This is a genomic window from Bacillus cereus group sp. MYBKT111-2 (assembly GCF_051915205.1).
Lineage (GTDB): Bacteria > Bacillota > Bacilli > Bacillales > Bacillaceae_G > Bacillus_A > Bacillus_A paranthracis.
Window position 1 is genome coordinate 73,261 of sequence record NZ_JBQAEG010000013.1, and the last position, 25,501, is coordinate 98,761.

Sequence of the window (25,501 nt, forward strand, 5' to 3'; positions counted from 1 at the left end):
ATATTCAGAAAATAACGTTGACAATTCTTTTTGTAAGATTTACTATTAGTACCATATTAAAAAAACTACATACACATACTCTTATCAAGAGTGGCGGAGGGACTGGCCCGATGATGCCCGGCAACCGAGCTTATAACGTATAAGCTAAGGTGCTAATTCCTGCAAAACGAGTTCTCGTTTTGGAAGATAAGAGAGGAATCTATTTTGTCTATTCGGCACCTCTCTTATTTTTGAGAGGTGCTTTTTATTTTGGAACGTATATTTAAGGGGGAATTATAGATGAAGAAAGTATTATTAAGCATTGTAAGTGGGGCTGTATTATTATTAAGCGCATGTAGCGGGAGTTCAGATAAAGAAGTAAAAGCGTTAGATGAGAAAAAGATTACTGTCGGTGTAACAGGAGGGCCACATGAACAAATTTTTGAAAAGGTAAAAGAAGTAGCAGCGAAAGACGGTCTCGAAATTGATATAAAAGTATTTAATGATTATGTAGCACCGAACGTATCCCTCGATGAAAAAAGCCTTGATGTAAATAGCTATCAAACAAAATCATATTTAGACGTATTTAAAGCTGAACGTAATATGAAATTAACTGAAGTATTTTCAACAGTAACATTCCCTATGGGCGTATATTCAAAAAGCTTAAAGGATGTAAAAGAATTAAAAGAGGGCGATGCAATTGCTGTACCAAATGATCCAACGAATGAACTTCGAGCTTTAAAACTATTTGAAAAAGCAGGGGTTTTAAAAGTGGATCCAAAAGCGACAGAAAAAGCGACTGCGAAAGATGTAATTGAAAATCCAAAAAATTTAAAGATCGTTGAATTAGAGGCATCTCAATTACCAACACAACTAAGTGAAGTGAAAGCAGCTGCCATTAATACAAACTTTGCATTAGGTGCAAAATTAAGCCCTGCGAAAGATTCTATCTTCCGCGAAGGAAAAGATTCACCATATGTAAACTGGGTCGTTGTTCGTACTGAAAATAAAGATGATGCTGTTGTAAATAAATTAAAGAAAGCTTATCAATCTAAAGAAGTAAAAGAATTTATCGATAAAAAATTTGATGGTTCTGTTTTACCGTCTTGGTAGGAGCTGACGATAATGATTGAATTAAAAAATGTATCCAAAGTATTTACAACAAAAAAGGGGAATGTGGAAGCTCTTAAGTCTACTTCCCTCCAAGTAAAAAAGGGCGAAGTATTTGGAATCATTGGATATAGCGGCGCTGGCAAAAGTACATTAATTCGCTGTGTAAATTTATTAGAAAAACCAACAACAGGAAATATTATTGTAAACGAGCAAGATTTAACAAAACTGTCTACAAAAGAACTAGCAAAAGCGAGACAAAAAATCGGGATGATTTTTCAAGGGTTCAATTTACTTAAAACCGTTACCGTCTATGAAAATATCGCACTACCTTTACGCCTTGCTGGCATTCCAAAAGTAGAAATTGAAAAAAGGGTAGAAAAGTATTTACGTATTGTCGATCTCTTTAATCGAAAAGACGCCTATCCAAGTGAACTTTCTGGTGGCCAGAAACAACGTGTAGCCATCGCGCGTGCACTATCACATGAACCGGAAGTGTTATTAAGTGATGAAGCAACGAGCGCTTTAGATCCAGAAACAACTGACTCTATTCTTGATTTATTATTAAAAATCAACGAAGAAATCGGAATTACGATTTTACTCATTACACATGAAATGAACGTTATCCAGCGTATATGCGACCGAGTTGCTGTTATGGAACATGGAGCAGTAGTTGAAAGCGGGACTGTGAAAGATATTTTTACAAACCCACAACATGTAACAACGAAGAAATTTGTAAATAGCGCATTTGCAGCGAAAATTCCAGAAGAGGTACAAAAAGAACTTCAAACTACTGGTGAAATTGTAACTCTTTCTTTTATAGGAAATTCTTCAGGAGAACCAGCATTAGCTGTCGCTACAAAACGATTCCAAGTATATCCGAATATTTTATCCGGTAATATTACTCAATTAAAACATGAAGCATACGGGAAACTTGTCATTCATATGCAAGGGGAACAAAATGAAATCAACCGTGCTTTATCATTTTTACAAGAACAAGGAATCATCGTAGAAGGAGGTAGAACAGACCATGGAAAACAAGTCCTTTTTGGATGAATGGGGTAAAGTTATATGGGAGGCGACAATACAAACCTTTCAAATGACATCTATTTCATTACTCATCTCGATCCTTATTGCACTGCCACTTGGTGTCACACTTGTTTTAACGAGACCTGGTGGACAGCGAGAAAACAAAATCATTTATCCAATTCTTAATACAATTATTAATATCATTCGCTCTCTTCCATTTATCATTCTATTATTCTTCATTCTACCTTTTACAAAATTTCTAATGGGAACATCCATTGGTGTACAAGGTGTTATCGTACCGCTTGTCGTCTTCACTGCTCCCTATATCGCAAGATTGATGGAGACCGCATTATTAGAAGTCGATCGTGGTGTGATTGAAGCTTACCAAGCGATGGGCGTTTCTACTATAAAAATTATTTGGCACGTCATGGTGAAAGAAGCTCGTCCCTCCCTTGTACTTGGATTAACAATTGCAACGATTGGCTTAATCGGCGCAACAGCAATGGCTGGTCTTGTAGGCGCTGGTGGGCTAGGGGATTTAGCATATCGATTCGGACATTTACGCTATGAACCTGAAGTAATGTATGCAACTGTCTTTATTTTAATTATCCTCGTTCAAGGATTACAGTCTTTAGGGAATGGTATTGCACGAAGATTGAAGAAAGATTAAAAAAGAAGGTATCTCACCCTGGTGAGATACCTTCTTTTTACCTTTTGAATCCACCTTCTGAATGAATAACTTGTCCAGTAATCCATTCCGCTTCTTCACTTACTAAAAACTTAATAAGTCTTGCTGCATCCTTTGGTTCACCAATTCTACCAAATGGAAACATCGGTTTTAATCCTTGCTTTATCTCTTCAGTCATCCAGCCTGTATCAGTTGGACCTGGGTTAATTGCATTCACTGTTATTCCTAAATGAGCTACCTCGGCTGACAACGAACTAGTAAGAGCATCAATAGCCCCCTTCGTTGTTGCATACGCTAGTTCTCCAACCATAGGCCCTTGAAATTGTCCCGAAGTCATATTCACAATTCTACCACCAGATTTCTTATCAAACCCTCGGGCAAATTGACTACTTAATAATGTAGTCGCACGAATATTGACCATGTAGTGCTTATCTAATTCTTCAGCAGTCAAATTAGAGAAATTATTATTTGTAGAATACGCTGCATTATTAATTAATATATGAGGGTAGCCTAGTTGTTCAGTAACTTTATTTATAAGCTCTTTCGGTGCATCATTCTGAGTTAAATCTAACTCCATACTCGATACTTTCACACCGTTTTTTAGTAACCCTTCTTGTAATTGTATTTGTTCACTTTGATCAACGCCCCAAGGCATCTCTTTATCATACTCTGTCCAATACGTAAAAAATATATCGTATCCTGCTTCAGCTAATTCTTTACAAATTGCTGCGCCTATACCATCTAAACGACTTACACCTGTAACAACTGCTACTTTATGTTTTAATTGATTCATCATATACTCCTCCAATTTTAAAGGACGCATATTTTATATAAGAGATATGAATTTCCCCACATAGGTATCTATCCTTACAAAGGGGATGCACAAGCCAAATATGCAGTCCTTGCATGATTTACAGATAGCTAAATAACCCCTCACTTATGAGAGAAAAATTCATCTATCTAATTTCGAATCATTACAAGTTCATCCACATATTGAGTCCTTGTCTCCTTTCCATATACCTCTATTTCTATCTTAACAATATGATGTAATATTTTAAATGATAAAAAATAAAAACCAATATTCCATTCCAAACTTCTATCAAATTTATTATATTATAATATTGAAATAATAGAAATAATCAGAAAAAACACTGGTAAATATTGACTAGCCTTCTTATAATAAAATGTGGGGCTAATGTGAGAGTTTAGTTTTAAACAAATAGGGGGAAGAAACATGTCCAAAAAATTACTTTCTTTATTTTCTGCAGTAATCGTAGCAGCTTTTGTAATAACCGGCTGTGGTCAAAGCGATACGACAAATAAAGAACAAAAAGAAAATGCAACAAAAGAAAGCAAAACGGATACGACGAAAGAAAATAAACCTGAAGATAAAAAATCCGAAAACAAGAAAACTGAAGATAAAAAGACGGAAAATACCGCTACTAGCTCCAGCGATTATTCTAAACTTATTTCCTACATGGAAAAAGAAACAGGTGGTAAAACAAAAGTTCTTTTTGAAAATAAGGAACCACAAGTTTATAAAGCTGAAGATGTTTCAGTATCGATGAACAGCTATACATTAGTTGAATTAAATGGATTCCATACGGACTTTAACATTCCATTTAACCGTCAAACAGAGGGCGGAGTTATTCTTGTGAACTATAGCGTAAAAAATAGTTCAGCTAAAGATATTTATTATATGCCAGCATTGGACATGTCATTTACTGGTGCGCAGAAAGTATATAGTAACTATAAAGACTTAATTCCAAAAGAAGATCAGCTGCCAACTAAGCTTGCTCCAACGAATGATTACTTAGTAAAAGCAGGAGAAACCATTTCTGGTTATATCGCGTATCCATTCGGAAAAGATGATCTAGAAAAAATTTCAAGTCTCTCAACAGTCTCAGTCACAGTCCCAACTGCACAAGCTAATAAAGGAAAATTCGATGCTCCAATCGGAAGCCCTGGAAGCTTTTCATTAAGTTTAAATAAACAAGGTGCTGAAAAGGTTGCAACAGATAAAACTTTCTACCAAGATAAAGCTACAGCTAATAACATGGGCGATAAAAAAATGTTAAAAGAGAAATCAAGTATTAATAACAGCCAAGAATTAGGTGCTGTTCATGTTACATTAGACGGATACCAATTTACTCAATTCACACCAAATTCCGTCGAAGCACCACGCTTTGCAAATTTCAAAAATGGTATTGTTCTATTAACAGTGAAATTCAAGCTTGATAACAAAGATACTCAAGACGTTTCATTATCTCCTATAAGCTCTACATTAAGAGTGAATGATGGTACACAATATACAATTAATGAAGGTATGCTACTAAATTACGACTATAACGCTGCAGTCAAAACAGGAACATCTGGAGAGTTACTGCAAGTATTTATTTTAGATCAAGAGCAGTATGAAAAGATTTGGAAAGATAAAAGCTTTGAGATTGAGTTAGGACCTATGAGAAATAAAGAAGCTAAAGATATTTCACAAGGTAAAAAAGCTAAATTTACATTACCTAAATAAATTACTAAATATATAATAGAAAAGGCATATAACATATGATTGTTATATGCCTTCTTTATTTTCATAAAAAAACACTACTTTTGTTCACACTTTATCTATTGTGAATTTTTTCACAATAGATATATAATAAACTTGTAAATACAATATTGGAGGGATTTCAATGGTTATCAATTTTTTAAGAACTGATAAACGTGCTGCTTTCATATTATTATTTTTACGACTTTACATAGGATATACATGGCTCGCTGCTGGAATCGGCAAAGTCTTTGGACAATCTTTTGACGCAAGTGGTTTTCTAAAGGGCGCTATTGCTCAAGCATCAGGTGACCACCCTGCCGTACAAAGTTGGTGGGCAGATTTCCTTCAACACTTTGTTCTTCCAAATGCAGACCTATTTAGCTTTTTAGTTCAATGGGGAGAAATTTTAGTAGGTCTAGGTTTGATTTTAGGCGGATTAACAAAAACAGCTGCATTTTTCGGAATCATAATGAATCTTGCATTTTTATTAAGCGGAACTGTTAGTGTAAATCCAAACCTGCTTATTTTAACTATGTTCATTTTAGTTGCAGGACAGAACGCCGGGCGTATTGGATTAGATGGCTATGTTTTCCCAAGACTTTTCCGTAAAAACAGCCATGGAACATATAAATTAAGTAAAACTGCGTAGTAACGGTTTACTCTTAAAATATAAATAAGAAAAAGAGCCTGCGTATAGGCTCTTTTTTATTTACTCCAAATTTAAACTCTTAACGAGCCACGAAAACCTCTGGCAGCATAATAAGAGTCTGCTCCATTGTGGTACACGAAAACATGTCCGAAGCGATAATCGCAAAATAGCGCACCACCGAGTTCTCTAATATCTGAAGGTGTTTGTACCCAGCTTGATGATTTCATATCAAAATCTCCAAGTTGTTGTAACTCTCGATATTGTTCTTCAGTTAATAGTTCAATACCCATAGCGGCTGCCACATCAATAGCGTTATTTTCTGGTTTATGCTTCTTTCTTGATTCTAACGCTTCAAGATCATAACAAAGGCTTCTACGACCTTTAGGACTCTCCTTTGAACAATCATAGAAAGTATACTCGTCCTTCTCTTTGTCATATCCAACAACATCCGGCTCACCGCCTGTTACTTCCATTTCATTAAGTGACCATAATTTTTCAGCATTAGCTTCTATCTTCGCTTCAACTTTAGCCCATTCAAGACCTTCATGGCGGTTCATGTTTTTCTCAAAACGAGCTTGTAATACTTTTATTAGTTCTTCACGTTGTTCTACAGATAACTCATTTTTATTCGCTGTCATATTCGTCCTCCGAATTACGTTTCTTTATACTCACTTAAATCTCTTCAATAATAGTTTAGTTTACAACAAATTATATAATTTGTTGAATCTCTTTTTCAACAATCTGACCCGATTACCCAACGGAAAATCCCTGCGCGGATATCTATTATATAGTTCTAAAATCTTTCATACTTTCCCCAAGTATATAGTGTGAAAACCACATCAAATTCTGCTTCATAATAGCCACATGAACTCCTGGTTGGTCAGAACTATATGCCATTTCTTTAAATATAATTAGTTCTGTATCAACTTCCATATCTCTTAATCCTTGATGTAGCTCATATGCATTTGTAATTGGTATTCTTAGATCCTTTTCGCCATGTTGGATTAAGGTAGGCGTACAGGCTGATTTAATATATGTCATTGGTGATGTTTTCGTATATATATCTGGATCATTCCATGGAGTATTTCCTAAATGCATCCTAATGAAGTAAGGGATATCTGTATTTACGTAATGAGTAATCCAGTTCGTAATTCCGCCCCCAACTGAAATCGCCTTAAATCTATTACTAAATGTAGAACAGAACGCTGATATATATCCTCCGTTACTCCATCCCATAACTCCTACTCTATCTTTATCTACAATCCCTTTTTCAACTAGTTCATCCACTCCAGATATAACATCATCGTAATCAGCAAGTCCTTGTTTTCTGTAGTTCGCTTTTAAAAATTCATTGCCATAACCAGAACTTCCTCTATAGTTTGGCTCTAAAACGATAAAGCCTTTTTCAACAAACTGTTCAATCGGATATTTCTCATTGAAGCAATCTGAAAATATCGGAAAAGATGCCCAAGCCGGACCTCCGTGAATTACTACTAATAAAGGATATTTTTTATTTGAGTCAAACTCTACTGGTCTTGATAAAACACCCTCTATTTTAAGACCATCACTACTTTGCCATGAGATGATTTCCCTGTTGCTTTTAAGCTTCCCTTCGAAAAAGCTATTTTCATTCGTTATTTTTTTATCGTCCAAATAGATTTCAAAGGTCTCATTTGTTATAGCTTTACTATAGGTTATATGATTTCCATCCTTTGTTATAGAAGCATCCATTATAAAACCATCTACGTTGTCACTTAATACTTCCATAGTGCCATCTTCAGCTAGTAATCCAATACGATAATTCGTTTTATCCTGCCATCTAATTAAGATCCCTTTAGCTGTCCATTGTAATGGCATAACCGTACTATCAAAGTTTGTTAAGGGCTGAAGTACCTCTCCAGTATTCATATCATATATCTCTAATGTACTCTCTTGTATATGGTTTCTATAATACTCCTTCTCTCTTATGCTTGCTGAGTAACATATTTTGCTGCCCTCAGGAGAAAAGCAAACGCTCCCGCCCAACAACTTATCTACATTCATCTTTTGCAGTTCCTCAGCTTCAACATCTAATATATATAGATCACCATTCATATAATCGTTTAGGCTTGGTGTAGCCATACATACAACTTTTTTCCCATCATTTGAAATATCAAAGTCATGGATATAAAAATCCTTACCATCAGTTAATTGATAAACACCGTTAATCTCTCGTTCCTCTTTATCATTTTGTATCACTTTTTCTATTTCAACGTAGCATAAACAATTATTTTGATGTTCCTTACCTACATGGTGGAAATCTCCATATAGCTCCTTACGTTTCTTTATTTCCTCACATTCTTTTGCCTGTGCAATATAATAAAAACCTTTACCAGTATGATCCCATTTGAATGTACTGACCCCTTCTTCCTCATCAGTAATTTGCACCCCACTATAACCATCTAATGACTTAACGAAGATTTGATTTTTCCCATTACCACCAGGGCTAAGGTATGCAATATCCCTAGAATTTGAAGACCATAACGGGCATGTACTATCTATATCCCCATTTGTTAATGGATAACTTTTCCCTTTACCTTTTTCATATATCCATACATAATTTCTATATGTATTGTCTTTCCAGTTAGCTGTCCTCTTAACAAATGCTACATTTTTGCCATCATCACTTATGTTTGCACTTGATAAGGCCGGTAATGAAATAATCTCTTCTATACTTAAATATGTTTTTTCACTCACTTTCATCCATATGCCCCCTTGCAATGTCCATAAATCTCTCGTCCCTTTTTGTCATAATAAAGGAAATTGTTCACGGCTACTTAAAATAGTAACGGAAAATTCAGATAAATAAAAGTGAAGTTGATAAAGTAAAACTTTAATCTATAGAGTTCTATCCACTCAAATTAAAGATTATGTGGTTTTCATCTAAATGGGAAAAATAAACGCATTTTGATTCATACATTCGTTTAAAGTGAACTTCCATCAGTGGGGGTCTTATAGCCTACGAATTGTGGAATAAAAAATGGACTAAGAATTTAATCTTAGTCCATTTTTTATTTTATATCCATTTTGTATGGAATGTACCTTCTTTATCTACTCGTTTATACGTATGTGCTCCAAAATAATCGCGCTGCGCTTGCAACAAGTTTGCAGGTAGTTTGGCAGTACGATAGCTGTCATAATAAGAAATTGCTGCTGAAAATGCAGGTATCGGAATGCCCTGTTGTACCGCCAGTGAGATAATTTGGCGTAATCCACCTTGATATGACTCTACAATTTCTTTAAAGTATGGATCAAGTAAAAGGTTCGGTAGATCAGTGTTAGTCTCATAAGCCTCTTTAATGTTCTGTAAAAAGGCAGCACGGATAATACATCCGCCTCTCCAAAGCATAGAAATGCTGCCAAAATCAAGGTTCCAATCATATTCCTCAGAAGCTGCCTTCAATTGCGTGAATCCTTGTGCATAAGAACAAATTTTACTCATATATAAAGCTTGGCGCACCGCTTCAATTAATTCGGCTTTTTCAACTCCAATTGCCGTTTTATCTTTAGGGCCAGATAAAACTTTGCTTGCGTTCACACGCTCTTCTTTTAAAGCAGAAATGCAACGTGCAAATACAGATTCCGTGATAATAGGCAGAGAGATACCTAAATCAAGTGCGCTTTGACTTGTCCATTTCCCTGTACCCTTTTGTCCTGCAGTATCAAGAATAACATCCACTAATGGCTTACCAGTTTCTTCATCTTTCTTCTTGAAAATATCGGCTGTAATCTCAATTAGATAGCTGTTCAGTTCACCTTTATTCCATTCAGCAAATATTTCATGGAACTCTTCTGCAGTCAAATCTAGTGTTTGTTTCAAGAAGAAATATGCTTCACAAATTAATTGCATATCTCCATACTCAATACCATTGTGAACCATCTTTACATAGTGTCCTGCCCCATTAGGTCCGATATAAGAACAGCAAGGCTCGTTATTCACTTTTGCAGAGATGTTTTCAAGCATATCCTTTACTTTTTCGTATGCATCCTTCTGTCCGCCTGGCATAATAGATGGTCCCTTCAATGCACCCTCTTCACCGCCTGACACACCTGCCCCGATGAAATTGATTCCTTCTTCGGCAAGACGTTTGTTTCGGCGAATTGTATCGACAAAGTATGTATTACCACCGTCAATTAAAATATCACCTTTATCGAGGTGAGGGACTAGAGAATCAATCGCTTTATCTGTAATTTCCCCCGCATTAACCATTAATAAAATCTTTCTAGGTGATTCAAGTGAGTTAACAAACTCTTCAACTATATGAGTACCAACTAAGTTTTTACCACGGTTTTCCTCAATGGTTTCATCAACTTTTTCCTTTGAAATATCATATAGGGCAACAGAATACCCTTTGCTCTCAAAGTTAAGTGCGAGGCTTTTTCCCATAACGCCCACACCAACAACTCCAATTTGTAACTTTTCCATATTCTATCGTTCCTTTCCATGTATGTTACTCTGTATTATAGTATATATACCTAAAATAACACTTTAATCAAATAATCCAACTTTTTCATTTCAATAGGCTCTGCCAGTATTCGTGCAAAAGGTTAAAGGGACACGGCACATCACTATCAAGTTAAAAAATAAAGAGAAATTTTCATCCTTATTAATCAATCATGAAAAATAACTGGTTAATTATGAAAAATCACATTAAACAGCTTCCGTATCCCTTTTACTGTTTAGAAAGATCTATACAAATAAACTTAATAATAAAGTAAACCCTAATCCGGCTACAGAAACGATAGTCTCAAGTAAAGTCCATGTTGCAAATGTTTCTTTCATGCTTAAACCAAAGTACTCTTTGAACATCCAGAAACCAGCATCGTTCACGTGTGAAGCAATTAAACTACCAGCCCCTGTTGCAAGGACAACTAAAGCAAGGTTAACATCAGATTGGCCTAACATCGGAATCACTAAACCGACAGTTGTTAATGCAGCAACCGTAGCAGACCCCAATGAAATACGTAAGATGGCAGCGATAATCCATGCGAGCAAGATCGGTGATAAGGAAGTTCCTTTGAATAATTCGGCTACATAGTTACCAACGCCGCCATCAATTAATACTTGTTTGAAAGCGCCGCCTCCACCAATAATTAAGAGCATCATCCCAATATTCGAGATCGCTGTTGTACAAGATTCCATCACGTTTTTGATTGGTATATTTCTTGCCAATCCCATTGTATAGATCGCAACTAGTAAGGATATCAACATGGCAGTATCCGCATTCCCAATAAACTCGATCGTTGCTAGTAAACTATTATCTTTGAATCCCATTGTTTTTTGCAGCAAAGTAATAATTGTAGCGACTGCCATTAAAAGAACAGGCAGTAAAGCGGTAAAAACACTGATTCCAAAACCAGGAGTTTCTTCAAGTTTAAATACTTTCTGCTCACCTAATGATTGTATATTACCGGTTTTTGTGAACGCCTCAGGTACTAGTTTTTTTGCAAGTTTAGTAAATACAGGTCCAGCTAACACAACCGTTGGAACCGCTATCATAAAACCGTAAAGTAATACTTCACCGATGTTTGCATGCAATTCACCAGCGATAGCAGTTGGTCCTGGGTGTGGTGGTAAAAATCCGTGTGTTACAGATAAAGCAGCTGCCATCGAAATACCGAGATATAAGATAGAAACTTTTAATTCTCTTGAAATTGCAAATACAATCGGGATTAATAATACTAATCCTACTTCAAAAAATAATGCAATCCCTATAATAAATGAGGCAGTCACAACAGCCCATTGAATGTTCTTTTCACCAAATTTTTTCACAAGGGTCATGGCAATGCGTTGTGCACCCCCAGAATCTGAAAGCAACTTACCTAACATCGCACCAAGTCCAAAAACGAGTGCTAAGTGCCCAAGTGTTCCGCCTAATCCCGCTTCAATGGTTTTAAAAATCTTTTCTGGTGGCATTCCAAGTGCTAAAGCAACCCCGACTGATACAATGATTAATGAAATAAAGGTGTTTAATTTAAAGCGCATAATCAGTAAAAGTAATGCTAAAATCCCAATTGCTACAATGACTAATGGCATCGTAGTTCCCCCCTAATCTTAGCTGTATTTGTATTTATCCCGCTATTCGTGGGCAGTAAGGCCCCCACCTCGTGTTTTAGATAGAAGCGAGGCGTGGGGGATTACTGATGAAAATTTTACTTTATTAAATTTCTTTGATAATTTGCAATGCGTGTATAATCGTCTTCTAGTGCCCTTGATAGGTTAATAAATATAGGCAGTAATTGTCTGTATTCTTTTGTTGCTTCTTCTTTCGGTGTATGTTTGTAGGTACTACCAACCATTTCGGAAACGATTTCAAAAGAATCAATTTTTCCTGTGGCATAGAGACCTAATATACATGCACCTAGACAAGAGCTTTCGTAGCTCTTTGGAACAACGACTTCAGATGCAAAAATATCGGACATCATCTGTCGCCAAACGTCAGACCTTGCGAAACCGCCCGTTGCTTGAATACGAGTTACAGGACCATCCATACATTCTGTTAATGCTAAAAATACAGTGTATAAATTATATATAACACCTTCTAAAGCTGCACGAATCATATGTTCCTTCTTATGTGACATCGTTAAACCGAAGAAGGAGCCACGTACATCTGGATTCCATAATGGTGCACGTTCCCCTGCGAGGTACGGATGGAATAATAATCCGTCTGCACCAGGTCTCACGCGTTCTGCTATTTTAGTTAATACATCGTATGGATCAATTCCTAGTCTTTTCGCAGTTTCTACTTCTGATGAAGCAAGTTCATCACGAATCCAGCGAAGGACCATCCCTCCATTGTTTACTGGTCCACCAATTACCCAATGCTTTTCTGTTAAGGCATAACAAAATATTCTTCCTTTTTTATCTGTTTGTGGTTTATCAATGATGGTCCGAATAGCACCACTTGTTCCAATTGTGACAGCAATCTCCCCTTTCCGAATTGCATTCACACCTAGATTAGAAAGCACCCCATCACTGGCACCAATGACAAACGATGTTTGGGAATCGATACCAATCTTTTGGGCTAAATCTGGATTGCAGTTGCTGAATATTTTGGTGGTTGGTACGAGTTTAGATAATTGAGCTGATGTTATACCAGCAATTTTTAAAGCTTCCTCATCCCAATCTAGCGTTTTTAAGTTCATCATACCCATGCACGAGGCGATGGAATGATCAACAACATATTGATCAAAGAATTTTTTGAAGATATATTCTTTGATTCCAATATATTTTTTCGTTCTAATCGCAATTTCCGGATGGTCATTCACAATCCATGTAATTTTACTTAATGGTGACATTGGGTGAATAGGTGTTCCTGTTCGTCTATAAACTGCATGGCCATTCAATTCATCTTTGATTTTATGTGCCCATGCCTCACTACGATTATCTGCCCAAGTGATACAAGGTGTCAGCGGCTGATCATTTTCATCCATAGCAATGACACTATGCATAGCACTGCTAAATGAAATAAACGATGGGTTTTTATCTGAATGCTGTTTCGTTATATTTGATATTGCTTGTAAAACAGCTTGGAAAATCTCTTCTGGATCTTGTTCCGCTGTGGATATATCCGGTGTGCGAAGTGGATAACCAATATTCTCGGTTTGAATGACTTCGCCTTTTTCAGTAAATAAAACTGCTTTCGTACTTGTTGTACCGATATCTATACCTAACATATAGCTACTCATGTCCTTGCTCAACTCCTTTAGATAACATTTGTTGTGACATCCAGAGGTCTTCGACTTTCCCTTGAACATCATCAAAGTTTTGATGTAAGGCCTCAATCATGAGGGCTCGATCTTTTGATTCGATTGCTTTTATATAAAGCTCATGATTTTTAATAATCCGTTCAAAGTCTTCGTACTTTTCCTTGAAACGAGTACGCATTGATAAAAGGATTAAGCTTTCCATAACGGGCTTTAAATTATTCCAAATCATCAGGATGTAGGAATGCTCAATGGTTCGAATAATCGTTTCATGGAATAAGAGATCTTGATAAGAAAATTCATCAGAATCATGATACTTAATGGCGATTTTCATCATTTCCATTATTTTATTTAGTTCTCTTACTAAATCATTTGTGTCTATCTTTCCAAGTCGCTCAAAAATAAACGTTTCTATAAGTAAACGAACATCATATATTTCTTCGATTTCTTTCTCGGTTAAACCAATGACAACTGCGCCCATTCTTTCTAAGCGAATAATATTTTCAGAAGCTAGTAATTTTAATGCTTCACGAACGGGTGACCGACTTACAGAAAAATCGGCAGCTATTTTATTTTCTGACAATATGGTACCGCTTTCAATTACACCTGCAATAATGCGCATTCTCAATTCGCTCGCAACACGATCACCTGTAGAAGCTTTTGAAAGCCATTTTTCAGGATAAAGAAATTCCATTGATTTCGTCATAAACCCACCTCGTGTTAATCAAGTATACTTGTATACAAGTATTATAACTCGGATTTTTAATTATGCAAGCGCTTTTATTGTTTACTTTGGTTCTATTAGAGGAAAGCCCATAATTATTAAGCTCACAAATCAAGTCACCCCAAAACTATTATTGGTGATAAAGAAGATTTAGGAAATGGAAAACTAAACAAGTGGCATGAAAGACAAATAATTATAGAATCTATGTAAAAAGAAGCAGCTACCTTTAAATGGAGAGGTAGCTGCTTTTTTAGTTGTTCATATTCTGCTGATGCTTTGAAATTAATTTAGACATATAGACAAAACCCTAAATTACGTATTGTCTTGTAACTCCATGAATATCTATTCGCGCTATTGTGTTTATACACTGCTCATTGATAGTTTCCCGATTAATTCTCAATAACATCATGTAACCTCTCAGCAAACTCTTTATGATGCACTGTGTTATAACCCACATGATGTCCTGGAAACTCTGCGAATTCTGTTCCGAGGTGTTCTGCTAAGTTGAATGCGCAATGATAAGGAAAAGTTTCTCTTGAAATACTTCCACCAGCTGGACATACCTGTATCGATGCAGGTTTTAATAGGGACTTTAATACATCGATATTTAAAGTATAGCTGAGAATTCCCGGGATTTCATAATCAGTGAAATACATCGAATTGCCAAGTAGTCGCTCTGTTAGCATATCCTTCGATGGTTCGGAATTACTATCATCAATATTTGACAATAACTTCATGACCTCACTTTGATGATTCCCTTTAAGGTCTTCCATGAAATTTATAGCCTGCTTCAACTCATTTTCAGATAAAAGTTGTAATAAAACCGGTTCGTGTGGAATTAGTAACTGTACCTGCTCAGGATGACGTATGCACAAATCAAGTCCGATAACAGCACCAGAACTACTTCCGAATACATAAGCCGGTTCTTTGGTCAGATTAGCTAGCAACCGATGAGCATCTTCGCTATGCGTGTGCACATGGTAATCCTCATTTTTATTGACGAGATTGCTACGGGAATGACCACGACGATCGTAAGTAACAACGGTATACCATTTAGCAAGATGGTCGGCGATATTATGGAACTTGTCGGCATCACCACCCCCACCATGAATTAAAAGAAGAATTGGACCCGAACCACGTACCTCATAATAGATGCTTGCTCCAACTACTTGCAATGTTCCGTTTTTTACTATACTCATTTGTACATTCTTCCTTTCTTTTGTCATCTCCCTTAACATTACATGATTGGTGAATGATATAAAATGCAGGAAATAACTAAGAAACAAATTCACCATAAGAAAAAGCAATGTGTGGCTTTAAAATAAAGTTTGATTAAAAATATTGTGTTAAACCGTATTCTATGATGAATAAAAAGAAACCATTTTGAAAAAGTCTAATCAAAATGGTTTCTTATCCAACAGGTTTATGTTTATGTTTTATAAAAAAGTTTGATCATAGCTTATTTACAATTCTTTGATTAAAGAGATAAAGCATCGCACCTTTTTTATAAACGTCTTAACTTTATTTCAAAACTACACTATATTTACTAACCTACTAATCTCCTACTCAACCGTAACAGACTTAGCTAAGTTACGTGGCTTATCAACGTCACACTCGCGGTGAAGTGCTGCGTAGTATGAGATAAGTTGTAATGGAATAACTGCTACTAGCGGTGCTAGTGCTTCGTGTACAGCTGGTAATACGAAGCTGTCACCTTCCATTTCTAAGCCTTTCATTGAGATGATACATGGGTTAGCTCCTCGTGCTACTACTTCTTTCACGTTACCACGAATTCCAAGGTTTACGTGTTCTTGTGTAGCAAGTGCGATAACTGGTGTACCGTTTTCGATTAAGGCGATTGTACCGTGTTTTAATTCTCCTCCAGCAAATCCTTCTGCTTGGATGTAAGAGATTTCTTTTAGCTTTAACGCTCCTTCTAATCCTACGTAGAAGTCTACGCTACGTCCGATGAAGAAACAGTTACGAGTTGTTGCTAAAAATTGTTTTGCTAATGCGTCCATTTCTTCTTTTTGATCACAAAGTTGTACCATTGCATTTGCTACAAGTCCTAATTCGTGTGTTAAATCGAAATCAAGAACTTCACCTTTTGCTTTAGCAATATCCGCAGCTAAAATTGAAAGTACTGCAAGCTGTGCTGTGTAAGCTTTCGTTGATGCAACGGCGATTTCTGGTCCCGCGTATAACGGAAGTGTATAATCCGCTTCACGAGAAAGTGTAGAACCAGGTACGTTTGTAATTGTTAATGCTTTATGACCCATTTCATTTGTTTGTACAAGTACTGCACGGCTATCAGCTGTTTCACCACTTTGTGAAATGTAAATGAAGAATGGTCTTTCTGTTAATAATGGCATGTTATAAGAGAATTCACTTGCTACATGCACTTCAACTGGCATTTTTGCAAACTTCTCGATAAATTGTTTTCCAACAAGACCTGCATGATAACTTGTTCCACATGCAATGATGTAAATACGATCGCTATCTAAAATCGCATTGCGGATGTCTTGATCTAATTCAATCTCGCCATTTTCATCTTGGTACTTTTGAATTATATTACGGATAACAAGTGGTTGCTCATCGATTTCTTTAAGCATGAAATGAGGGTATGTTCCTTTTTCAATATCACTTGCGTCTAATTCCGCTGTAAACGGTGCACGTTCAATCGTTTCACCTTGTAAGTTTTTAATTGTAATACTTTCTTTCGTTACAATTACAATTTCTTTATCCATTAATTCAATAAATTGATCTGTAACTTGTAACATCGCCATAGCGTCGCTCGCCACAACATTAAAGTTGTCACCAACACCTACTAATAGCGGGCTTTTGTTTTTAGCAACATAAATCATGTTTGGATTTTCAGCATCAAGTAATCCGATTGCATAAGAGCCATGTAAAAGAGATAGCGTATTACGGAACGCTTCTTCTACACTTAGTCCTGTGCTCACTTGTTGTTCCATAAGCTGTACGATAACCTCTGTATCCGTTTCACTTACGAACGTTACATCTTGTAAATATTCCTTCTTCACTAACTCATAGTTTTCAATTACACCGTTATGAACTAGTGTAAAACGCTTTGATGTACTTTGATGCGGATGCGCGTTTACTTTGCTCGGAACACCATGTGTAGCCCAGCGTGTGTGACCGATCCCCACGCTTGTTGCTACATTCTCATCTACGATTTCGCGAAGTTTTGCAATACGGCCTTTTTCTTTGTATACAACAACACCGTTCTCTGCTTGTACTGCAATACCTGCTGAATCATATCCACGATATTCTAGCTTTTCTAAACCTTTTAATAAAATTTCCTTTGCATCTTGCTCTCCAATAAATCCTACGATTCCACACATGTTTAGTCGCCGTTACAAATGCTTACACTGCTCTGCGAACATGTAACGACATAGTCCGATACCATTTTTATTTATACTAAAAAACGGATTACATATTGCTAGCCCTGTAAGCTTGTAACGACTTTCACCTTCCTCTCGATTGGGTTTAAGTCCGTATATACTTATACAGCTAGTTTGTATCCGTTCCTTTTCTCTCATCACACTTTCACCTTTGTCCACTAAGTCACCTTAATGATTTAAGTAAAAGCTTGCGGTTGTGATGAACAACCGGGAGCCATCCGCCGAAATCTCGATAAACCCCACCTCGTCAACTACACTACTTGTAGTTCTGGCGCTTCTATAATTTACAATATTTCCTTTGAGAAAAAGAACAAGACCATCTTATAACAAACATGGATAAACCGTCAATGAAAATTTTTTCACCATCTATAAAACATATGAAAAAGGAGCACTTATTGTGCTCCTTTTCAATAAATTTATTAAATTATTCAGCGCCAACTTCCGCTTTCACAACTTCTACAATGCGATGTACATATGCATCACAAACTTCTTGTGTTGGTGCTTCTGCCATTACACGAATAAGTGGTTCTGTTCCAGATGGACGAACAAGAATGCGGCCATCACCGTTCATTTCTTCCTCTACAACACGAATAATTTCTTTAATTTTTTCGTTTTCTAGTGCTAGTTTTTTATCTGTTACACGAACGTTTACTAGCAATTGCGGGAATTTTGTCATTTCTCCTGCAAGCTCAGATAATGGTTTTTTCGTCATTTTCATAATGTTTACAAGTTGAAGTGCACTTAACATTCCATCACCAGTTGTAATGTAATCAAGTAAGATAATATGGCCTGATTGTTCTCCACCTAAGTTGTAACCTCCGCGCTTCATTTCTTCCATTACGTAGCGGTCACCAACTGCTGTTTTATCACTTGTAATACCGTTAGCTTCAAGTGCTTTGTAGAAACCTAAGTTACTCATAACTGTTGAAACAACTGTATTATGCTTTAGTTGACCAGTTTCTTTCATGTACTTTGCACAAATAAACATAATTTGATCGCCATCAACAATGTTTCCTTTTTCATCTACAGCGATTAAACGGTCACCATCACCATCGAAAGCAAGACCAATATCAGCACCTTTTTCTTTTACTAATTCAGCTAATACTTCTGGATGCGTAGAACCTACTCCATCGTTAATGTTCATACCGTTTGGTGAAGTTCCCATTGTTGAAATATCAGCTTCTAAATCAGCAAATAAGTACGGAGCTAAAGAAGACGTAGCACCATGCGCACAATCTAAAGCGATATGTAAACCTGAGAAATCTTCCTCTACAGTTTGTTTAATGTATTGTAAATACTTTTGTCCACCTTCAAAATAATCACTCACTTGTCCAAGGTTCGTACCTGTTGGACGTGGTAATTCATCAACTTCTTTGTCTAATAAAGCTTCGATTTCTGCTTCTTGCTCATCTGTTAATTTAAAACCATCTGAACCGAAGAATTTAATTCCGTTATCTTGTACTGGATTATGAGATGCAGAAATCATAACACCTGCTTGTGCATCTAATGCTTTTGTTAAATAAGCAACACCCGGTGTAGAAATAACACCAAGACGCATTACTTCTGCTCCAGTTGATAATAGACCTGCTACTAAAGCTCCTTCTAACATATGTCCTGATATACGTGTATCACGGCCGATAATTACTTTTGGACGGTCTGTATCTTTTGTTAATACATAACCACCAAAACGTCCAATTTTGAACGCTAATTCAGGTGTTAACTCCTTATTCGCAACCCCGCGTACTCCATCTGTACCAAAATATTTACCCATTATGATTCGCTCCTTTTTCTGGCTCTTTTTGATTATCTACTGTTGGCTCTTGGCTAGTTTCTTTATCTTCATTTTGTTCCGATTCCTTCTCCTTTTCCTTTTCTGGATCAGGCTTAGGTTCAGGTTCAGGATTTTTTGGTTTTTCAGTTTGATTATCTTTATTATTATTTGAATTTGGTTGCTCACCGTTACCCTGTACTTCTTTATCGGGATTTTCTTTCTTCACAATTGTAACTTTAGCACTTTTTTGTTTTGGCTCTATTGAAATATTACCAGGGCCACTCACTTGAATAGCAACATCCTTCGTCCCAGGAGACACATTTTGTAGATTAATCACTGCTGTTATTTGAGCAGCTGTTATTTTATCTACTATACTTGTTTCTCCTGAAATATCAACGCTTATCTTCCCATCTTGCGGCGAAAGTAACTGGGCCGTAACGTCTTTAGAAAGTCCATTTTTTTGAATTGAAATACCATCAATCGTTCTTGTTTTCGTTTGTTTTGTTTTTTGTACGCCTACTGAAACCTTCACTTGATTTGGTTTCGCACTTGTTACACCCTTTGGTAATAAAACAGAGGTATCGAATGTTGTAGACTCTGTCAATTGACTAAGATCTACTTCGACCCCCTCTATCGATTGTATATTATCCAATATATCTTTTGGACCTGCTATCGTTACTTCTCTCGGCTCAACGCTAATATTTGTAACGGCCAATCCTTCCGGTAAACTCCCCTTTTTCGTATATGCTATAGGAACAGTTTTTTCAGTATTATTGGCCGTAGCTTGCGTCGCCACATTCAACGTTACACTAATTTTAGATGGACTTGTTCTTACATTTAAACGTTTTCCTTCTTTATTGTATAATGTAACTTCGGCTGTTTTCGTAACAGTTTTATTAACACCTTTTAAATCAATATACGCCTTAGCAGATGAAATACTTTCAATTTCTTCTTTCGTCCCAACTACCTCAACCGTATCAGGTTTAATGTTTGATTTTTCGAGAGTAGCACCCGCTGCCATCTGATCCTCATTTGATAATTTCAAGTCTACATGAACATATTTTCTCGCTTTTTCATGAAGAGTAATTTTAATTGTTGATGGCTGAACTGTTCCTTTCACATCATCTGGAAGTCCGTTCGTTTTCAAAGAAACTTCATACGTTCCTTTTTCGCTATCTCTCAAATCAACTGGTATATCAAATTGTTTTTTCGCTTTTGCCGTAGCAACTGCTGCTTTTGGACCCTCTAACTTCACCTTAACGCCCTCTGCCGGAATACCACTTACAATATATTTCTCTTCATCATACTTAACGTTAATAGCATAATTAGTTAATGTTTCTTTCGCATCATTTGCAAAAGGTAGTATCCCCGATGTCGTATTTTTTTCAGTTAAAGTCGCTGACATAAAAAGCATACACGCCAATAGTAATGAGATCCCCTTTAAAAACCAATGATTCTCCATTAACTTATCCATGACGCTTTCTCCTCCAATTCCATAAAGACGAAGAAGTCGTTTTTTCATTCGCACTAAATTCAGATAACAACATATCTTTCAGTTGTTCTGTCTTCAAATCACGATGCAACTTACCATTTTTCGTTAAAGAAATTTGGCCTGTTTCTTCCGACACAACTACTGTAATACTATCAGTAACTTCACTAACTCCCATTGCAGCGCGATGCCTAGTTCCTAACTCTTTAGAAATAAATGGACTTTCCGATAACGGAAGATAGCAAGCTGCTGCTTTAATGGTACTTCCTTGCATAATTACTGCTCCATCGTGAAGAGGTGTGTTTGGAATGAAAATATTAATGAGTAATTCCGATGATACGTTTGCATTTAGCGGAATACCCGTTTCTACATAATCACCCATACCGGTCTCTTTTGACAAGGTAATTAATGCACCAATTCTACGTTTCCCCATATATTCCGTTGCTTTCGCTATCGCTGTTGCAACCATTTCAGGCTCATCATCCTCGTGAGTTCCAGTACGCGAAAATAAACTCCCGCGTCCTAGCTGCTCAAGCGCTCTTCGCAATTCTGGCTGGAAAATAATAATAACGGCTAAAAATCCCCACGTTAATACTTGTTCAGTTAGCCAATATAGCGTTCGCAATTCAAGAAAAATACTGATCATCCGAACGAGAATAATAACTGTAATCCCTTTTAAAAGTTGAACAGCTTTCGTCCCTCGGATTATGAGAATTAGCTTATATATAATAAACCATACAACGGCAATATCTAATGCCGTACTAAGATATTTCAAAATGGTCGTATCTTCAAAAGGCATGCTAACCCTTCCTCCTACTTACGAGCAATTCTATCCATATATTGAAATATTGTTTTATGCTCTATCTGTATGTATTTCCAACAACTAGTTAATTATACCATACATGAAACAAACGACAATTACAAACAACCCCCTTTAGCCTAAATTGGTAAGATGTCAAACATTCTTATCGTACAGTATAATATAAATCATTATTATACGCCTATTTTCAAATAAAAAAAGCAACTTCTCAGTTGCTTTTCTTACATTTATTTTAGTTTTTCACCGAATAAAGAACCCATTAAAGCAACCGCTGTTGTTGCCGTTCTATTTCGCTCATCTAAAATCGTATTTACCTCAACAAATTCCGCAGATGTAACAATATCAGCTTCCGCTAACATTTCCATTGCTAAATGACTTTCACGATAAGATAAGCCACCAATTACAGGTGTTCCAACTCCTGGTGCATCATGAGGATCAAGACCATCTAAATCTAATGATAAGTGTACACCATCGGTATGAGATAAATATGCGATTGTTTCTTCCATAACGGCCGTCATCCCCATACGATCAATTTCATGCATTGAGAACACTTTAATACCTTCATTACGAATGAAATCTTTTTCTCCTTCATCTAATGCACGCGCACCGATAATTACAACATTCTCTTTTTTCACCTTTGGATATGCTCCGTATAAATCTACAAGTGAAGAATGTCCATAACCTAAACTTGCTGCAAGTGACATACCGTGAATATTCCCAGATGGTGAAGTTTCTTCTGTATTTAAATCGCCATGTGCATCGTACCAAATAACACCTAGGTTTTTATAATGTTTCGCCACACCAGCTAATGTACCGATAGCAATACTATGATCGCCACCTAATACAAGTGGAAAACGACCTTCTTCTATAATATGATCCACCTTACTTGCTAATTCATTACATACAGTTGCAACTTGTGTAAGGTTTCTTAATTTTGTATTTTCATCTATCTCTTTTTCTCTCTCTATACATATATCTCCCATATCTTTAACGTCATATCCAATTTCTTCAATTCTTTCAATTACCCCTGCATAACGGATTGCGCTCGGTCCCATATCAACGCCACGACGCATCTGCCCTAAATCCATTGGAACTCCAATAACTGAGATTTCTTTTTTCATAGATAGTATCCCCCTTCTGTGCCTTCACTAAATATTTTAAATCTTTTATATAGTCTGACTCAACTCGACATTTTTCTGTATGGATATACAAATTATTCACTTATATCCGCTTCAAAATCCAAATGTTAAGACTATTCTATGTATAAAGTTAACTTAATGAAACAACTACCATCATTATTATTAGATAATAATAAAAAACACTCCCGCATTTAGAAGTGTTTTTCTGATGCTATTTTCCACACTGCTGCAATATTCTTTGCTGTCATTTCGATATTCTCTTCTGCTACTTTATATGCCTCCTCTAATGTCATCGGACTTGTTGTAATACTAAATACTGCATCAATTCCTTTTTCATGAACAGCCGAATAATTCGGAGATACCGATCCCCCAATAGCAATGACAGGAATATGAAAATGCTTTGCACGCTCCGCAACACCTACTGGGGCCTTTCCATATGCTGTTTGTTCATCTATTCTCCCTTCGCCAGTTATAATTAAATCTGCACCTTCTATATGCTTATCAAAATTTGTATAATCTAATACAATTTCAATTCCTCTCCGCAAGCTTCCCTTTAGCACTGCAATAACAGCTGCTCCCATACCTCCCGCAGCTCCTGCACCAGGTATTTTAGATATGTCGCAAGATAGGTATTGTTTAAGGATATGCGCATAATGCTTTAAATTCTCATCCAGCTCTTTCATCATCTCTTCATCCGCACCCTTTTGTCGCCCAAATACGAAAGATGCTCCTCTTATTCCAACTAACGGATTATCTACATCACATGCTGCTTCTATCTTTATATGCTTTAAACGGGAATCCATTTGTGAAAAATCAATAGAGACAATCGAATGTAACGTTCCACCAGATGGCTCTATTACTTCTCCTTTTCCATTTATGAACTTGACTCCTAAAGCTGACAACATACCCGCTCCTCCATCATTTGTAGCACTTCCTCCAAGTCCTAAAATGATATGCTCAGCTCCTTCGTCTAGCGCATGTAGTATAAGTTCTCCTGTTCCTTTCGTCGTCGTAATAAGTGGGTTTCGTTTTTTAGCCGGAACATGTTGTAAGCCTGATGCTGCTGCCATTTCAATAAACGCTGTCTTTTTATCTTTAGACATACCGTAAAAAGCTTGTATACTCTCTCTAAGTGGTCCTGTCACATGAAATGATATAATCCTCCCGCTTATGGCATCAACAAGGGAATCAACCGTTCCTTCCCCTCCATCTCCAATTGGTATTTTTACATACTCTGCTTTAGGGAAAATTGCTCCAAAGCCTCTTTCAATGGCCTCACATACTTCTATAGCTTTTAAGCTTTCTTTATATGAATCAGATGCAATAATAACTTTCATAATTATCCCCCACCCTTTATTTTCACGTTTTCTCCATTTTAAATGACAAGTATGAAAGTTGTCTTTTCAAACACAAAAAAAGCTTACATCATATGATGTAAGCTTTCTCTATTAGATGGAGCCTAGCGGGATCGAACCGCTGACCTCCTGCGTGCAAGGCAGGCGCTCTCCCAGCTGAGCTAAGGCCCCTTAGTAATTAAGCGGAAGACGGGATTCGAACCCGCGACCCCAACCTTGGCAAGGTTGTATTCTACCACTGAACTACTTCCGCGAAAATGGTGAGCCATGAAGGACTCGAACCTTCGACCCTCTGATTAAAAGTCAGATGCTCTACCAACTGAGCTAATGGCTCGTAAATGGCTGGGCTAGCTGGATTCGAACCAGCGCATGACGGAGTCAAAGTCCGTTGCCTTACCGCTTGGCTATAGCCCATTAATATTTACTAGTATGGTTATCTTTTCAAAAAAATAAACCCTCTCAGGTTATTTTAAAGAAAATGGTGGAGGGGGGCAGATTCGAACTGCCGAACCCGAAGGAGCGGATTTACAGTCCGCCGCGTTTAGCCACTTCGCTACCCCTCCGACATTTAAAATATATATGGTGGAGGATGACGGGATCGAACCGCCGACCCCCTGCTTGTAAGGCAGGTGCTCTCCCAGCTGAGCTAATCCTCCAAAAGTGGTGACCCGTACGGGATTCGAACCCGTGTTACCGCCGTGAAAGGGCGGTGTCTTAACCACTTGACCAACGGGCCAAAAAAGTTTTAAACCTATTCCCAAGCTTCCAACCGGGCTTGAACCGGTGACCTCTTCCTTACCATGGAAGTGCTCTACCAGCTGAGCTATGGAAGCATAATGGCTCCGCAGGTAGGACTCGAACCTACGACCGATCGGTTAACAGCCGATAGCTCTACCACTGAGCTACTGCGGAATAATATTAGCCTGGCAACGTCCTACTCTCACAGGGACAAGGTCCCAACTACCATCGGCGCTAGAGAGCTTAACTTCCGTGTTCGGTATGGGAACGGGTGTGACCTCTCTGCCATCATTA

The 25,501-nt window shown here is 37.0% G+C and carries 20 protein-coding genes, 9 tRNA genes, 1 rRNA gene and 1 riboswitch; of the genes, 5 read left to right on the top strand and 25 right to left on the bottom strand.

From position 1 onward, the window contains the following. The first annotated feature begins 78 nt into the window (after nt 1–78). Nucleotides 79–193, top strand: a riboswitch (SAM riboswitch). 86 nt (nt 194–279) lie between these two features. From ACTFNE_RS25390 to ACTFNE_RS25400, 3 genes are read left to right on the top strand one after another with little or no spacing between them, the layout of a single operon-like run. Then, nucleotides 280–1,092 carry a MetQ/NlpA family ABC transporter substrate-binding protein gene (locus tag ACTFNE_RS25390; RefSeq protein WP_000757003.1) on the top strand — a complete coding sequence of 271 codons (813 nt, stop codon included), beginning with the start codon at nt 280–282 and terminating at the stop codon, nt 1,090–1,092. Between the two features lie 12 nt (nt 1,093–1,104). Then, nucleotides 1,105–2,145: a methionine ABC transporter ATP-binding protein gene (locus tag ACTFNE_RS25395; protein ID WP_046199322.1), complete on the top strand. Its 1,041-nt coding sequence runs from the start codon at nt 1,105–1,107 to the stop codon at nt 2,143–2,145. After that, nucleotides 2,120–2,788: a methionine ABC transporter permease gene (locus tag ACTFNE_RS25400; RefSeq protein WP_000428874.1), complete on the top strand. Its 669-nt coding sequence runs from the start codon at nt 2,120–2,122 to the stop codon at nt 2,786–2,788. Before ACTFNE_RS25395 ends, ACTFNE_RS25400 begins: the two co-directional genes overlap by 26 nt. A 37-nt stretch (nt 2,789–2,825) precedes the next feature. Here the strand turns inward: ACTFNE_RS25400 and ACTFNE_RS25405 are convergent, their stop codons facing one another. After that, a complete protein-coding gene (locus ACTFNE_RS25405; protein ID WP_046199321.1) occupies nt 2,826–3,602 on the bottom strand; it encodes an SDR family oxidoreductase in 777 nt (258 codons plus the stop codon). 438 nt (nt 3,603–4,040) lie between these two features. On the opposite strand from ACTFNE_RS25405, the gene ACTFNE_RS25410 reads away from it, so the two are divergent. Further along, the gene (locus ACTFNE_RS25410) at nt 4,041–5,333 is read left to right on the top strand and encodes a DUF5068 domain-containing protein (RefSeq protein ID WP_046199320.1); all 1,293 of its coding nucleotides are present in this window, start codon (nt 4,041–4,043) and stop codon (nt 5,331–5,333) included. 160 nt (nt 5,334–5,493) lie between these two features. After that, nucleotides 5,494–6,000, top strand: coding sequence for a DoxX family membrane protein (locus tag ACTFNE_RS25415; protein ID WP_046199319.1), 507 nt, complete (start codon nt 5,494–5,496; stop codon nt 5,998–6,000). Between the two features lie 71 nt (nt 6,001–6,071). Here the strand turns inward: ACTFNE_RS25415 and ACTFNE_RS25420 are convergent, their stop codons facing one another. From ACTFNE_RS25420 to rrf, 24 genes are all read right to left on the bottom strand, one after another. Then, nucleotides 6,072–6,638: a DUF4256 domain-containing protein gene (locus ACTFNE_RS25420; RefSeq protein ID WP_000126341.1), complete on the bottom strand. Its 567-nt coding sequence runs from the start codon at nt 6,636–6,638 to the stop codon at nt 6,072–6,074. Between the two features lie 145 nt (nt 6,639–6,783). Then, on the bottom strand, nt 6,784–8,742 hold the full coding sequence (locus ACTFNE_RS25425) for a S9 family peptidase (protein WP_270706030.1): 1,959 nt from the start codon (nt 8,740–8,742) through the stop codon (nt 6,784–6,786). 313 nt (nt 8,743–9,055) lie between these two features. After that, nucleotides 9,056–10,465: an NADP-dependent phosphogluconate dehydrogenase gene (gene gndA, locus ACTFNE_RS25430; RefSeq protein ID WP_046199600.1), complete on the bottom strand. Its 1,410-nt coding sequence runs from the start codon at nt 10,463–10,465 to the stop codon at nt 9,056–9,058. A gap of 264 nt (nt 10,466–10,729) precedes the next feature. Then, nucleotides 10,730–12,076: a gluconate permease GntP gene (gene gntP, locus ACTFNE_RS25435; protein WP_001131723.1), complete on the bottom strand. Its 1,347-nt coding sequence runs from the start codon at nt 12,074–12,076 to the stop codon at nt 10,730–10,732. A gap of 116 nt (nt 12,077–12,192) precedes the next feature. Then, complete coding sequence (gene gntK / locus ACTFNE_RS25440) at nt 12,193–13,728, bottom strand: gluconokinase (RefSeq protein WP_000100548.1); 1,536 nt, start codon at nt 13,726–13,728, stop codon at nt 12,193–12,195. Continuing rightward, entirely contained in the window at nt 13,721–14,452 is a 732-nt protein-coding gene (gntR, locus tag ACTFNE_RS25445) for a gluconate operon transcriptional repressor GntR (protein WP_000167474.1), read from the bottom strand. The genes gntK and gntR overlap by 8 nt, the downstream gene beginning before the upstream one ends. A 407-nt stretch (nt 14,453–14,859) precedes the next feature. Then, nucleotides 14,860–15,669, bottom strand: coding sequence for an alpha/beta fold hydrolase (locus tag ACTFNE_RS25450; protein WP_046199601.1), 810 nt, complete (start codon nt 15,667–15,669; stop codon nt 14,860–14,862). Nucleotides 15,670–16,032: 363 nt separating this feature from the next. Then, entirely contained in the window at nt 16,033–17,835 is a 1,803-nt protein-coding gene (gene glmS, locus ACTFNE_RS25455) for a glutamine--fructose-6-phosphate transaminase (isomerizing) (RefSeq protein ID WP_046199602.1), read from the bottom strand. A 12-nt stretch (nt 17,836–17,847) separates the two neighbouring features. After that, nucleotides 17,848–18,033 (bottom strand): hypothetical protein, encoded by a 186-nt coding sequence (locus ACTFNE_RS25460; protein ID WP_001208183.1) that lies wholly within the window; start codon nt 18,031–18,033, stop codon nt 17,848–17,850. A gap of 286 nt (nt 18,034–18,319) precedes the next feature. After that, nucleotides 18,320–19,666 (bottom strand): phosphoglucosamine mutase, encoded by a 1,347-nt coding sequence (gene glmM / locus ACTFNE_RS25465; protein ID WP_000521474.1) that lies wholly within the window; start codon nt 19,664–19,666, stop codon nt 18,320–18,322. Beyond that, complete coding sequence (locus ACTFNE_RS25470) at nt 19,659–21,140, bottom strand: CdaR family protein (RefSeq protein WP_046199603.1); 1,482 nt, start codon at nt 21,138–21,140, stop codon at nt 19,659–19,661. Before ACTFNE_RS25470 ends, glmM begins: the two co-directional genes overlap by 8 nt. Continuing rightward, nucleotides 21,133–21,954: a diadenylate cyclase CdaA gene (gene cdaA, locus ACTFNE_RS25475; protein ID WP_046199604.1), complete on the bottom strand. Its 822-nt coding sequence runs from the start codon at nt 21,952–21,954 to the stop codon at nt 21,133–21,135. The genes ACTFNE_RS25470 and cdaA overlap by 8 nt, the downstream gene beginning before the upstream one ends. A 248-nt stretch (nt 21,955–22,202) precedes the next feature. Continuing rightward, entirely contained in the window at nt 22,203–23,096 is an 894-nt protein-coding gene (gene rocF / locus ACTFNE_RS25480; RefSeq protein WP_000711564.1) for an arginase, read from the bottom strand. 209 nt (nt 23,097–23,305) lie between these two features. Continuing rightward, nucleotides 23,306–24,451 (bottom strand): glycerate kinase, encoded by a 1,146-nt coding sequence (locus tag ACTFNE_RS25485; protein ID WP_046199605.1) that lies wholly within the window; start codon nt 24,449–24,451, stop codon nt 23,306–23,308. A gap of 116 nt (nt 24,452–24,567) precedes the next feature. Next, nucleotides 24,568–24,640, bottom strand: a tRNA-Ala gene (locus ACTFNE_RS25490). Between the two features lie 10 nt (nt 24,641–24,650). Then, nucleotides 24,651–24,722, bottom strand: a tRNA-Gly gene (locus tag ACTFNE_RS25495). A gap of 5 nt (nt 24,723–24,727) precedes the next feature. After that, nucleotides 24,728–24,803, bottom strand: a tRNA-Lys gene (locus tag ACTFNE_RS25500). Between the two features lie 5 nt (nt 24,804–24,808). Continuing rightward, nucleotides 24,809–24,883: transfer RNA gene (locus tag ACTFNE_RS25505), tRNA-Gln, on the bottom strand. 65 nt (nt 24,884–24,948) lie between these two features. Next, nucleotides 24,949–25,032, bottom strand: a tRNA-Tyr gene (locus tag ACTFNE_RS25510). A gap of 17 nt (nt 25,033–25,049) precedes the next feature. Further along, a tRNA-Val gene (locus tag ACTFNE_RS25515) sits at nt 25,050–25,125 on the bottom strand. A 5-nt stretch (nt 25,126–25,130) separates the two neighbouring features. Further along, a tRNA-Glu gene (locus ACTFNE_RS25520) sits at nt 25,131–25,205 on the bottom strand. Nucleotides 25,206–25,229: 24 nt separating this feature from the next. Then, nucleotides 25,230–25,302 (bottom strand) — tRNA-Thr (locus ACTFNE_RS25525). Between the two features lie 4 nt (nt 25,303–25,306). Continuing rightward, nucleotides 25,307–25,381, bottom strand: a tRNA-Asn gene (locus ACTFNE_RS25530). Nucleotides 25,382–25,390: 9 nt separating this feature from the next. After that, nucleotides 25,391–25,501, bottom strand: a 5S ribosomal RNA gene (gene rrf, locus ACTFNE_RS25535); the annotation flags it as partial.